13 protein-coding genes are annotated in these 12371 nt (G+C 72.3%); 4 read left to right on the top strand and 9 right to left on the bottom strand.

Annotated features, from left to right (window positions below; all coding sequences use genetic code 11):
- Positions 1 to 25: 25 nt before the first annotated feature.
- The 5 genes from OHS17_RS28315 to OHS17_RS28295 form a co-directional block, all read right to left on the bottom strand.
- Positions 26 to 1309, bottom strand: coding sequence for an aspartate aminotransferase family protein (locus OHS17_RS28315; protein WP_073861567.1), 1284 nt, complete (start codon positions 1307 to 1309; stop codon positions 26 to 28).
- Entirely contained in the window at positions 1306 to 2148 is an 843-nt protein-coding gene (locus OHS17_RS28310; protein ID WP_330314423.1) for a nitrilase-related carbon-nitrogen hydrolase, read from the bottom strand. The genes OHS17_RS28315 and OHS17_RS28310 overlap by 4 nt, the downstream gene beginning before the upstream one ends.
- 171 nt (positions 2149 to 2319) lie before the next feature.
- The gene (locus tag OHS17_RS28305; RefSeq protein ID WP_330314422.1) at positions 2320 to 3600 is read right to left on the bottom strand and encodes a hypothetical protein; all 1281 of its coding nucleotides are present in this window, start codon (positions 3598 to 3600) and stop codon (positions 2320 to 2322) included.
- Between the two features lie 142 nt (positions 3601 to 3742).
- Positions 3743 to 4123: a PPOX class F420-dependent oxidoreductase gene (locus OHS17_RS28300; protein WP_330314421.1), complete on the bottom strand. Its 381-nt coding sequence runs from the start codon at positions 4121 to 4123 to the stop codon at positions 3743 to 3745.
- A 47-nt stretch (positions 4124 to 4170) separates the two neighbouring features.
- On the bottom strand, positions 4171 to 4440 hold the full coding sequence (locus OHS17_RS28295; protein WP_018100409.1) for a helix-turn-helix domain-containing protein: 270 nt from the start codon (positions 4438 to 4440) through the stop codon (positions 4171 to 4173).
- A gap of 72 nt (positions 4441 to 4512) precedes the next feature.
- Between OHS17_RS28295 and map the strand changes: the two genes are divergently transcribed.
- Positions 4513 to 5280: a type I methionyl aminopeptidase gene (map, locus tag OHS17_RS28290; protein WP_018100410.1), complete on the top strand. Its 768-nt coding sequence runs from the start codon at positions 4513 to 4515 to the stop codon at positions 5278 to 5280.
- A gap of 56 nt (positions 5281 to 5336) precedes the next feature.
- Here the strand turns inward: map and OHS17_RS28285 are convergent, their stop codons facing one another.
- Positions 5337 to 6158, bottom strand: coding sequence for a glycoside hydrolase family 75 protein (locus OHS17_RS28285; protein WP_330314420.1), 822 nt, complete (start codon positions 6156 to 6158; stop codon positions 5337 to 5339).
- 67 nt (positions 6159 to 6225) lie between these two features.
- Positions 6226 to 8043, bottom strand: coding sequence for a gamma-glutamyltransferase (ggt, locus tag OHS17_RS28280; protein ID WP_330314419.1), 1818 nt, complete (start codon positions 8041 to 8043; stop codon positions 6226 to 6228).
- A gap of 105 nt (positions 8044 to 8148) precedes the next feature.
- Between ggt and OHS17_RS28275 the strand changes: the two genes are divergently transcribed.
- The 3 genes from OHS17_RS28275 to OHS17_RS28265 all read left to right on the top strand — a co-directional run bounded on the left by OHS17_RS28275 (position 8149) and on the right by OHS17_RS28265 (position 10974).
- Entirely contained in the window at positions 8149 to 8892 is a 744-nt protein-coding gene (locus OHS17_RS28275; protein ID WP_330314418.1) for a hypothetical protein, read from the top strand.
- A gap of 39 nt (positions 8893 to 8931) precedes the next feature.
- Entirely contained in the window at positions 8932 to 9717 is a 786-nt protein-coding gene (locus OHS17_RS28270; RefSeq protein ID WP_330314417.1) for an AraC family transcriptional regulator, read from the top strand.
- A gap of 84 nt (positions 9718 to 9801) precedes the next feature.
- A complete protein-coding gene (locus OHS17_RS28265; RefSeq protein ID WP_330314416.1) occupies positions 9802 to 10974 on the top strand; it encodes a 4-hydroxybenzoate 3-monooxygenase in 1173 nt (390 codons plus the stop codon).
- Here OHS17_RS28265 and OHS17_RS28260 read toward each other — a convergent pair.
- Both OHS17_RS28260 and OHS17_RS28255 read right to left on the bottom strand, forming a co-directional pair.
- Positions 10971 to 11750 (bottom strand): hypothetical protein, encoded by a 780-nt coding sequence (locus tag OHS17_RS28260; RefSeq protein ID WP_330314415.1) that lies wholly within the window; start codon positions 11748 to 11750, stop codon positions 10971 to 10973. The two genes, OHS17_RS28265 and OHS17_RS28260, sit on opposite strands and share 4 nt — an antisense overlap.
- Positions 11750 to 12214 (bottom strand): hypothetical protein, encoded by a 465-nt coding sequence (locus OHS17_RS28255; protein ID WP_330314414.1) that lies wholly within the window; start codon positions 12212 to 12214, stop codon positions 11750 to 11752. Before OHS17_RS28255 ends, OHS17_RS28260 begins: the two co-directional genes overlap by 1 nt.
- Between the last annotated feature and the right edge of the window lie 157 nt (positions 12215 to 12371).

The following is a 12371-nucleotide window of genomic DNA, read 5'->3' as shown; positions in this document are numbered from 1 at the left end:
CCCGCACCCGCGCGGTTGCCGGCGCTCAGCCCACGGTGCGCAGCGCGTCGGCGAGGATGTCCGCGCCCTCTTCCGCCTCGGGGATGGCGAGCGAGAGCGGCGGGGCGATCCGCAGCACGCTGGTGTTGTGGCCGCCGCCCTTGCCGATGAGCAGGCCGCCCTCGCGCGCCGCCTCCAGGACGGCCGCGGCCGCTTCCGGGTCGGCCTCGTCGGTGCCGGGCTTCACGAGTTCGATGCCGATCATCAGGCCCCGGCCGCGCACCTCGCGGACCCGCTCCGAGGTGGCGCCAATCGCGCGCAGCCGCTCGATGAGCAGGCCGCCGACGCGGCGGGCGTTGCCCTGGAGGTCGTGTTCCAGGAGGTACGCGAGGTTGGCGAGGCCGGCCGCCATGGTGACCGGGGAACCGCCGAACGTCGAGATGGAGTTGGCGTCCAGGCAGTTCATGACCTCGGCGCGGGCGACCACCCCGCCGATGGACATGCCGTTGCCGATGCCCTTGGCGAAGGTGAGGATGTCCGGCGGCCCGTTCTGCGCGTGGGCCTGCCAGCCCCAGAAGTGTTCGCCGGAGCGCCCCCACCCCGTCTGCACCTCGTCGGAGATCCACAGCACGCCGTGCCGGTTCAGCACCTCGCGGAACGCGCCGTACAGCCCGTCCGGCGGTGAGGTGAAGCCGCCGACGCCCTGGATGGGTTCGGCGATCAGGGCGGCCGGGGTGCGGGTGTGGCCGAGCAGGTCCTCCAGGTCCGCGACGCAGGCGGCGGTGAACTCCTCGTCGCTCAGGTGCGCGTAGGGGCCCCGGGTGCGGACGCCGCCGTGCACGTACAGGGTCTGGAGCGGCGAGAGGCTGGTGGGCGACCAGGCGTTGTTGCCGGTGATGGAGACCGCGGAGAAGGACCGGCCGTGGTAGCTGTTGCGCATCGCCAGGATCTGGTTCGACCTGCGGTACGTGGTGGCCAGGAGCAGGGCGGTGTCGTTGGCCTCGGTACCGGACGTGGTGAAGAAGACCCGGGCGTCCGGGATGCCGGAGAGCGAGGCGACGCGCTCGGCCAGCTCGATCATCGGGCGGTTCAGGTAGAGCGTCGAGGAGTGGATGATCCGGCCGGCCTGCTCGCTGACGGCCTTGGTGACCTCGGGCAGGGCGTGGGCGGTCATGGTGGTGAGGATGCCGCCGAAGAAGTCCAGGTAGCGGTTGCCGTCCGCGTCCCAGACGTGGCGGCCCTCGCCGTGCGTGATCTCCAGCGGGTGGCGGTAGTAGAGCGCCAGCCAGTCGGGGCTGACGGCAAGGTGGCGGTGGTGGAGGCTGCTCACGGCTCGACCAGCCCCTCGTACGCGTCGGGCCGTCGGTCCCGGTAGAACGCCCACTGCTGCCGGACCTCCTCGATGAGCCCGAAGTCCAGGTCGCGGATGAGGAGTTCCTCCTCCTTGTCGCTGGCGACGTCGCCGACGAACTGGCCGCGCGGGTCCACGAAGTAGCTGGTGCCGTAGAAGTCGTTGTCGCCGTACTCCTCCTGGCCGACGCGGTTGATCGCGGCGATGAAGTACTCGTTGGCGACAGCGGACGCGGGCTGTTCCAGCTGCCAGAGGTAGGCGGAGAGGCCGCGCGAGGTGGCGGACGGGTTGTAGACCAACTGGGCGCCGTTGAGACCCAGTTGCCGCCAGCCCTCGGGGAAGTGCCGGTCGTAGCAGATGTAGACGCCGACCCTGCCGACCGCGGTGTCGAAGACCGGCCAGCCCACGTTGCCGGGTTTGAAGTAGTACTTCTCCCAGAAGCCCTTGACCTGCGGAATGTGGTGCTTGCGGTACTTGCCGAGGTAGGAGCCGTCGGCGTCGATCACGGCGGCGGTGTTGTAGTAGAAGCCGGACTGCTCCAGCTCGAAGACCGGGACGACGATCACCATGCCGGTCTCGCGGGCCAGGTCCTGCATGCGCCGTACGGTCGGGCCGTCCGGCACCGCCTCGGCCCAGCGGTAGTGCTCGGGCTCCTGGACCTGGCAGAAGTAGGGGGCGTTGAACACCTCCTGGAAGCCGATGATCTTCGCCCCCTGCCGGGCGGCCTCGCGGGCGTGCTCCTCGTGCTTGGCGATCATGGATTCGGTGTCGCCGGTCCAGGTCGCCTGGACGAGTGCGGCGCGTACGACGTGGGACATGAGCTGCTCCTTCGACGCGGCGTCAGAGAGCCTCTTCGTGCTTCTTCTACGCCCGTAGACACGTGCGTAGGGGAGAACGTAAGCCCCGTCACACGGCGGGGCAAGACCATCGCCGTGAACCGGCTGAGTCGATCATGTTTCACACCCGTGCGGGCCAGTACCCCGCGCGCCTCAGCCGAGCCCCGCCACGCGCAGGGCATGCTCGACGCCGCGTTCGCGCTCCTCGGACACCGTCCGGGCGGCGGCGAGCAGTTGCGGTACGAGCCGGGGCGGGTCGATCGAAGCGACCCTGGCCGCGTCCTGCGGCGACCGGACCCGGACGAAGGCGCCGAGCAGCGTCTGCGCCAGTGGACCCCGGCCCGCCCGGTCGAGGGCGGTCGCGGCCTCGGCGATCTCGGCGGCCGGACGCGCGACGCCCTGCCGCAGCAGCTGCCCGCAGTCCTCGGTCCGTCCCGCCGCCGCCAGCGCGTCCACGGCGGCCGCGAGCCCGTCCGGGGGCAGCGAGGCGACCTCCCAGAGCAGGGTCGCCCAGTCCGCGCCGAGCCCGGCCCGGTGCAGCTCCACGGCCAGGAGCGGCAGCCGGTGCCCGGGGAGGGCCGCTGCCTCGCAGAGCACGGCGTGCGCCTCGCCGCTGCGGCCCTCGGCGCGCAACCGGAGCAGCGCGGCCACGACCGCCTGCGCGGTCCGGAGCGCCGCCGGGTCCGGTGAGGCCGCTGGCTGCTCGGTGCCGGGGGCGGCGGGCGCTCCGCCGAAGCGGGCGCCGCGCGGTGAGGCGGCCGGGGCGGCGGGCAGCACGGGCGCCCTCTCCGCGCCGCCGTCCTCGGCCTCCAGGCCCGCGAACCGGGCTCCGGTCGCCTTCCGCTTCCGGGCGGGCGGGGTCGCGCGGGGCGCGGGCTCGGACGCGGTCTCCGGCTCGGGGGCCGCGGGTCTCACGGGGGCCGCCGACCCCGACCCCGTTACGAACCGGTCCGGGGTACGGGAGACGGCCGCCAGGCGGCTGCGGAGTTCGGCGCAGCGGGCCGAGGCGCGGGCATGGTCGTCGCGGGCCCAGGCGAGTGCCGCGTCACCCCCGTCGCCATGGTCGCGGGCCGCCCGCAGCCGCTCGGCGGCGTACGCCTGCTCGCGCAGCATGAGGCCGAGCCGTTCCACCAGGCGGGCGCGGCCGCCGGGGCGGCGGTCGAGGCTGAGGGCGCAGTCCGCGTGGAGCCGGGCGGCACGCGCCGACGCCTGTTCCGCGTACGCGCTCCCCCGCGCCTCCGCCAGGTCGGCGAACAGCGCCTCCATCACGTCCCAGGGCGGCAGCTCCGCGCCCTCCAGGCAGGCGTCCATCCCCACGGGGTCACGGCGGCGGAAGACCCCGTACCACCCCCGCCCGGGATCGAGGAGCGCCACCAGCTCGCGCAGATGTACCGCGAAGTCCCGTACCGATACCACCTCTTGATGCACCGTCACCGTCGCCTTCGGCCGCCGTCGCCCGGAACCCTCCGGTCCGGGGCATTCGACCGCAGGCGTGTTACGGGACGGCTACGCGCGCTTTGCGGGTGCGAGGCGGGCGGGGCGGGCCTTCAACGCCCGGCCCGGACCGGCGCGGGGCTCAGAGGGTGATGGCGATCCCGGTGTGCGGGCGCTTGCCGAGGCGGACGATCATCGCCGGGTAGTCGAGCAGCCAGTACTTCCAGGTGTACTTGCGGCCGATGGCCCGGCGCACGGCGGCAGTCCCCCGCTCGTCGAGCAGCCGGGCGGTGCCCTCGGCGCTCGGGGCGCCCTCCTCGGTCCGCCCGCGCACGTCGCAGACGGTGACCCGGACCCGGGTGTCGTTGCGCAGGCGCTTGACCTTCCAGGAGTCCGTCTTGGTCCAGACGAGCAGTTCGCCGCCTTCGGCCACGGCCCAGACGGGGGTGGCGACGGGCGTGCCGTCCTTGCGGTACGTGGTCAGGCTGACGTACTCGCTGCGCGCGAAGTCCTGGAGGCTCATGACCCCCAGACTATGCGCGCGGGCGCAAGCGGGGCGCGAGTCCCCCGCTATCCGGCGAGCGGCACCGCAGCCGGTTCCGGGGCGCAGCGCAGCAGGAGTTCGTCCATGGAGAGGCCGAGCGCGCCCGCGAGGGCGGCGACGGTGAAGAACGCGGGGGTGGGGGCGCGGCCGGTCTCGATCTTCCGCAGGGTCTCGGCGGAGATTCCGGCATGGGCGGCGATCTCGGTCATGGAGCGGGGGCCGCGCGCCTCGCGCAGCAGCAGACCGAGCCGTTCGCCGCGCAGGCGCTCTTCGGGGGTCAGGGGGGTACGGACCATGCCGTCATTCTAATACCGCCCGGATCCCGACCCCACTCAGACCGGTATAGTAATTGCGGTATTGTAATTGGCATGGTGCAACTCAAGACGGACACATCCATCGAAGCCATGCGTGCGACCGGCCGCGTCGTCGCCCGCATGCTCACCGCCGCCCGGGAGGCCGCCGAGACCGGCGTCTCGCTGCGCGAACTGGACGAGGTGGCGCGCGGGGTGCTGCGCGAGGCGGGCGCGGGCTCGCCGTTCCTGGGCTACCGGCCGCACTTCGCTCCGGTCCCCTTCCCCGCGGTGATCTGCGCGTCGGTCAACGACGCGATCGTGCACGGCATCCCCACGGACTACCGGCTGCGCGACGGCGACCTGGTCAGCATCGACGCGGGTGCCACGCTGGACGGCTGGGCCGGCGACTCCGCGATCAGCTTCACCGTGGGCCGCGCCCGCCCCGCCGACACCCGGCTCATCGACACCGCGTACAAGGCCCTGGAAGCGGGCATCGCGGCGGCCACCGTCGGCAACCGGATCGGTGACATCGCGCACGCCATCGGCACCGTCTGCCGCGGCGCGGGCTACGGCATCCCCGAGGGGTTCGGCGGGCACGGCGTGGGCCGCGAGATGCACGAGGACCCGGGGGTGCCCAACGAGGGCCGTCCGGGGCGCGGGATGCCGCTGCGCCACGGCATGGTGCTGGCCATCGAGCCGATGCTCATCGGGGGCGGCGTGGACACGTACCGCGCGGACCGCGACGGCTGGACCCTGCGCACGACCGACGGCAGCCGGGCCGCGCACGCCGAGCACACGGTGGCGATCACGGACGACGGCCCGCGCATCCTGACCGCGCTCTAGGGCCTGTCGTCAAACTGCCGTCTGCCGGGCGGACGACGGCAGTTTGACGACAGGCCCTAATCCCCGTGTACGAACTCCTCCGCGAGGGCCTGCCCCGTACGCACGGCGGCCTCATGGTCCTCGATCGGTGACACCCGGGAGTCCTTGAACAGGATGTACGTGACCCCGGAGGGCGCGCCGCCGCTGCCCGGGTCCGGGTCGATGCCGAGCGACTGCGCCGTGGCGTACGAGGCTTCGCCGATGATGCGCTCCGGGCCGACGTCGCCGACGACCGCGTACTCCACCTTCTCGCCGTGCACGACGGCGACGACCCCGCCGCCCTTGATGCCGGACTTCGCGTAGTCCCAGACGCCTGAGGGCGCGGGCACGACCACGTACGGCAGCTTCGCCGCGTTCAGCGGGCGGCCGTCCGAGGCGTGGAAGGCGGTGTCGCCGTGGAAGGCGGGGTCGGTGGACGGGTTGCAGGCGGCGGTGACCTGTCCGTCGCAGTCGATGTCCAGGTCGGCCTTCCAGAAGATCGCGTTGTCCGCACCGCATACCGGTACCGTCGCCGAAGTCGCCTCGTCCGTCCGGTACTTGCCGTCCGAGACCTGCTCGCAGGCCGACGCCTTGGCCAGCAGATCGGCCGCCCCGAACCCGGTGCCCTCACGGTCGCGGGCCGGGGCGGGCCCGGGTCGGGAGCGGTGCGCCCGGGCGGGCGCCCGGTGGACCGGCGCCACCAGGGCGAGCGACATGGCCGGCAGCACGGGCCGGGGTGCCGGAGCGGGCGCGGCGAGGGCCGGGTCCGGGTCCCCCGCCACCGCGAGGGTGACGGGGGCCGGGGTGCCCGCGGTGAGCAGTGCGGCACCGGAGGCCGTGACGAGGGCAAGCGTTCGCATGCGCACGGGGGGGGCGCCCTTCTGGCGAGGAGTTGGTCGTGCCGTGCCCCCCTGTGCGGTGTGCGGGTCAGGGCCGCCCGCTGGGCCTCACCACCATCGCCGAGCCGCCACCGCGCCGCTCCTTCTCGGCCGCGGCGAGCCACCGCCCGTCGGGCAGCCGCTGCACGCCGGTCGCCGAGCCGATCTCCGGGTTGAGCTTGAAGACGTGGCCGAGGGATTCCAGCTTCGCCCGCAACGGGCTGTTCCACAGGGCCGGTTCGAGCTCGGTGGCCGGTGCGTTGCGCTGGCTGGCCCGGGGCGCGGCGATGGCGTCGACCAGCGGGAGCCCCCGGTCCAGCTTGCCGGTCAGCGTCTGGAGCACGGTGGTGATGATGGTCGCGCCGCCGGGCGAGCCGAGGGCGAGGACCGGCTCGCCGTGCCGGAGCACGATGGTCGGCGAGATCGAGGAGCGCGGGCGCTTGCCGGGGCCGGGCAGGTTGGGGTCGTGGACGGCGGGGTCGGCCGGCGCGAAGGAGAAGTCGGTCAGCTCGTTGTTGAGCAGGAAGCCGCGCCCCGGCACGGTGATCCCGCTGCCGCCGGTCTGCTCGATGGTCAGCGTGTACGCGACGACGTTGCCCCATTTGTCGGCGGTCGTCAGGTGCGTGGTGTTCTCACCCTCGTACGTGGTCGGCGCGGCCTTCCCCGTGGAGCGGCAGGCGCCGGGGTGGCGCGGGTCGCCCGGGGCCAGTGGACTGGTCAGGACCGCGTCGTCCTTGATCAGGCATTCCCGCGCGTCCGCGAACCGCCGGCTGAGCAGCTGCTTCGTCGGCACGTCCTCGAAGGCGGGGTCGCCGACCCAGCGCCCCCGGTCGGCGAACGCGATGCGGCTCGCCTCGATAAAGCGGTGCAGGTACTGGGCCTCGCTCGCCCGCGAGAGGTCCGTGGACTCCAGGATGTTGAGGGCCTCGCCCACCGTCGTACCGCCCGAGGAGGACGGCGCCATGCCGTACACGTCGAGCCCCCGGTAGTTCACCTTCGTGGGCTCCCGCCGCAGCGCGCGGTAGGAGCGCAGGTCCTTCGCGGTCAGGTCGCCGGGGCGGACGACGCGGTCGGACGCCGGGTCGACGGGCGGGTTGCGTACGGTCCGTACGACGTCCTCGGCGAGTTCGCCCCGGTAGAGCTCGTCCACGCCCTTGCGGCCGACCTCCTCGTAGGTGCGCGCCAGGTCCGGGTTCCTGAGGACCGAGCCGACCTCGGGGAGCTTTCCGCCGGGCAGGAACAGCTTGCGGGTGGCCGGGAAGTCCCGGAACCGCTCCTCGTTGCCGGCCGTCTGCGAGCGGAACGTCTCGTCCACGACGAAGCCGTCCCGGGCGATCCGTTCGGCGGGCTTCAGGACCTGCCGGAGCGACTTGCTGCCCCAGGTGTCCAGAGCGGTGTCCCAGGTGGCGGGGGTGCCGGGGGTGCCGATGCTCAGCCCGCTGGTCACCGCGTCCGCGAAGTCGAGCGGCTTGCCGTTCTCCAGGAAGAGGGAGGAGTCGGCGCTGCGCGGGGCGGTCTCGCGGCCGTCGATGGTGCGGACGGTGTGGCTGCGGGCGTCGTAGTAGACGAAGTAGCCACCGCCGCCGAGCCCCGCGGAGTACGGCTCGGTGACGCCGAGCGCGGCGGCCGTGGCCACGGCGGCGTCGACCGCGTTGCCGCCGTTGCGCAGCACCTCGATGCCGGCGGCCGAAGCGTCCGCGTCGACGCTGGACACCGCTCCCCCGTATCCCACCGCGACGGGTGACATGGGCGGTGGCGCGGGATCATGTCCGGGGTGGGCGGACGAGGAGGGGGCGGCGGCCCCGACCGACACGACGGCGGCCAGAATCGCCGCCAACGACACGTTTCGCCTGATGGAACGTCGCATGCGCAACCTCCGGTGAAGGATCGTCCGCGCAGGGTAACGCCGCTCCGCCCGCCCCGTCAGGACCGCCTCGAACTTGAGGCCGAATGCCCGCTAACATGCCCGCCCATGACCGACGACGTACGCAACATCGTGCTGGGCGTGATAGCCGCCGGCATCAGCGCCGCCCTCGGCTGGCTCGCGCGCACCTATCTGTGGCGGCGCAAGCTCCGCCGCAAGCAGGCGTTCTTCGGGCTGCCGGGGAATTCCGAGTGCCTGCTCGTCGTCAACCGCGACGCGGGCGGCGACGGCTCGGTCCACCGCCACGACGTCTTCGCCCTGCTCGAACTGTCCGCGCTGATCAAGGACTGCGAGGCGCACGCCCAGATCCTGTCCCACGACATCGCGCAGCAGGGCATCGGCGAGCGTACGGAGTTCTGCGTCGGCGGCCCGGTGTCCAACCGCCGGATGGCCGCGCATCTGCACTCCCTGCTCCCCGGGGTGCGGATCAACACCGAACCGGAGCCCGGACCCGACCGGGGCGCCTTCCAGATCGGCTCGGAGCGCTACCGGGTCGAGAAGGGCGCCAGCGAGTACGTGCTGCTGGCCCGGCTGACGACCGGTCAGGACGCCAGACCGGTCTTCCTCTTCTGCGGCCAGCAGGCCATCACCAACCAGGCCGCCACCCGCTACCTGGCCCGCAACCACGAACGCCTCGCCCGCAAGCACGGCAACAGCACCTTCTGCCTGCTCCTGAAGGTGGTCAACTCCCAGGCATACGGCCCCGATGTGGTCGAGCTCGTCGCCGACGTCACCCGCGCGGCCCAGGCCCCGGTCCCCGCACCGCGCACCTCGCACCGCGCGGGGGCCTGAGCGGCCGGGGCGCGGCGGTTCCCGGTAAACTGGTGACCGATGCCGACAAACCGCCAGCCCTCGCCGCCGCCCACGGACGCGGAGGATCCGATTCTGCAGGGCGGAGCCTGGCTGCCGCACGGTTACCGGCTCGACCCGCACAGCCACCACCAGGGCCAGCTGGTCTACGCCGCCGCCGGAGTGCTGGCCACCACGACGGAGCGCGGCACCTGGGTCGCCCCGGCGGACCGGATCACCTGGACGCCCCCGCGCTTCGCGCACGCGCACCGCTTCTACGGGCAGACCGACGTGCGGCTGGTGTCCGTGCCGCGCGATCTGTGCGCCGGTCTCATCGACCACCCCAGCGTCTTCGCGGTGAGCCCGTTGCTGCGGGAGGCCCTGCTGGCGCTCACCGATGAGCCGGAGCGGCGGCCCGGTGCCCACCGGCGTCTCCTCGGCGTGATCGTGGACGAGCTGGCCGATGCCGCGGAGACCTCCCTGCACCTTCCCGAGGCCAGTGACGACCGGCTGCGCGCCGCCACCGACCTCCTGCGCGCGGACCCCGCCCGGCCCGACACCCTGGCCGCGCTGGGCCGGGCGGTCGGGGCCGGCGAGCGCACCCTCAGCCGCCTGTTCCACAGCGAGCTGAGCATGAGCTTCCACCGCTGGCGAACCACCCTGCGGATCCACCACGCCCTGGCGCACCTGACCGACGGAATGTCGGTGACGGAGACCGCGGTGGCGTGCGGCTGGTCCAACCCCTCCACCTTCATCGACGCCTTCACCGACGTCGTCGGCCAGACACCCGGCCGCTACCAGGCGGGCCTCCGCATCCACGGGCGCTAGCCGCACCCAAGCCTGGCGGGTTTCCGGTATCAGGAGTCCGGTTACCAGTGGTTTGCGGTCCGCGGGCCTTTCACAGTGGAGTGCATGACTGAGACACACGACGACACGACCGTCGTCATCATCGGGGCCGGCGTCGCCGGTCTGGCGCTGGGCAACTTCCTGCTGCGCAACGGCGTCGACTGCACGGTGCTGGAGAAGCACGCGCGCGCCTACGTCGAGAAGCGGCAGCGCGCCGGAACCATCGACACCTACGGGGTGCGCCTGTTCCGCGCCTGGGGACTCGAAGAGGTCCTGGCGGGCGACCCGATTCCGCACACCGAGGGCGGTTTCTACCTCGACGGCCACGCGATGCCGGTCGACGTGGACGATGACGACAACGAGAGCATGTACTGCCCGCAGCAGGTGCTGGTGCGCAACCTCACCGAGATCTTCCTGCGCGAGGGCGGCGACCTGCGCTACGAAGCCGCCGACGTCGCCCTGGAGAACCTCACCGAGGGACGCCCCGTGGTGCGCTACCGGGACGCCGACGGCACCGCAGGGGTGATCCGCGGCGACCACATCGCCGGCTGCGACGGCTTCCACGGCGTCTCCCGCCGCTCCGTCCCCGCCTCCGAACTGACCGAGTACTCCCACGAGTACGGCTACTCCTGGCTCAGCGTCCTGGCCGCCACCGAGACCGAACCCTCGGGGATGGCGATCCACGAGCGGGGCCTGGCCGGGATGATTCCGCGAGGCCCCGGGGCCAGCCGCGTCTACCTCCAGTGCGCGGTCGACGACACCCCCGAGCAATGGCCGGACGAGCGCGTCTGGAGTGAACTGGAGGCCCGCTTCGGCACCCCGCCGGCGCGCGGCGAGATCCTGTCCCGGCAGATCGTCCCGCTGCGCAGCGTGGTGTTCGACCCGATGAGCTACGGCAGCCTCTACCTCCTGGGCGACGCCGCGCACATCGTGCCGCCGATGAGCGCCAAGGGCATCCACCTGGCGCTGCACGACGCCGAGGTCTTCGCCCGCGCGGTGATCCGCCGTGTGAAGGACGGTGACGCGAGCCTCCTCGACGGCTACTCGCAGTCCTGCCTGGACCACGTCTGGAACTACCAGGCGTTCGCCAGTTGGATCACCGACCTCATGCACAACGCCGGATACAGCGGCTACGAGGGCGAGTTCAAGAAGCGGATCGCGCGGGCCGAGCTCCAGCGCCAGTTCACCTCCGAGGCGGCGAACCGGCTGTTCGGTGAATTGACCTCCGGCACCAACTAGTCCGCGGGCAGGGGGCTCTCGGGCGCGGTGTGCTCGCCGCCGCGCAGCCGCTGCCGCAGCCCGACGAGCATCGGCATGGTCAGCCCGGCGAAGAGGAAGAGGACGGCGAGCCCGCTCAGTGCCGGGCTCGCCGCCTCCTCGATGTCGAGGGACCAGGGGCTGCCGAGTGCGTAGCAGACGAGGTACGAGCCCTTGGTCATCGTGTAGCCGACGCCCAGGACGGCCGCGACGGCGCACAGGGTGAAACCGGCGCCGGTCCAGGGGCGGGTGGTCCGGGCCCGGCGGGCGGTGCGGCCGCACATGAAGGCGAGTTCGCCGCAGGTGATCAGGACGTAGGAGAGGTAGACCAGCAGGTAGGCGGTCACGGCCGAGTGGTCGGCGTACGCCGTGGTGAACTCGACGGCCTGGCCGTTCGTGGTGAGGAAGAGCGGGACCATGACGGCCAGGACGACGACCGCCAGGCACACGCGCTGGTACAGGGCGGCGCGCAGGTACTCCGGGCGGTAGGCCAGGTCCACCATCGTCATCTGCAACGCCGCACACCAGAGGATGGCGCAGATGTGCGCCACCAGCTTCCCGGCGTTGTCCAGTCCGGTGACCTCCTCGGTCGTCCTTGCGACCGCAGGGACCGCGAAGAAGACGCCCACCGTGCACACACCGAACGCGACCGCGATTAACCAGGTGAACACGCGCGGGTGGTGAAGCGCTCTGCGGGCGCAGAGCGCGGTGACGAGCACTCCCGCGACGGTGCAGGCGCCGAATATCAAGCCGTCCATCAGAGACCTTCCAGTGCATCGGCCGCGTACTGGGCGGCTTCGGTTTCGGTCCGTCGTCGCCGGGCCCTCTTCGGCTTCTCCGCACCCGGTCCGTCGTCGGGCACGGCGGGCAGGCCGAGGGTCCTGCGCCGGTCCTCCAACTGCGCGATCACTTTGCGGAATTCGCTCTCCGGAAGATCGCCCAGCAGGACGAGCACACGGCGCGCGAGAGGGTTCTCGAAGGCTTCGAGTGCCGCGAGGTCGTCGTAGCCGGGGTGCGGCAGCAGGTAGGCGGGCGGCACGTCGCCCAGGGCCCGGCACAGGGCGAGGACGGTTTTGATCGTCGGGTTGTCCTGCTGGCCGCCGGCGAGTTTCGCGATGAGCGCGAACGACGTCGTCGTGGGCGGGTCGGGCAGGTCGTCCACCGCCTGCGACAGGGTGCGCGAGACGTAGGCCCTGCCCCGCGCGTCCTTCCGGTGGGCCATCAGCGACTTCAGCTTGTGCGCGAGGGAATGCGGTCGCGGGTGCGGCCCTTCGCCGGCAGGGCCCCTTCGGGGCTCTCCCTCATCACGGCTCGCGCTCACGTGGTGATCTCTCTCGCCATCATCGATCTTGCTTTGTGTGTACTTTAGTTGACATGTT

This window comes from Streptomyces sp. NBC_00523 (assembly GCF_036346615.1).
Classification (GTDB): Bacteria; Actinomycetota; Actinomycetes; order Streptomycetales; family Streptomycetaceae; genus Streptomyces.
The sequence above is the reverse complement of the archived record's forward strand: the minus strand, read 5'-3'. Positions and strand labels throughout refer to the sequence as shown.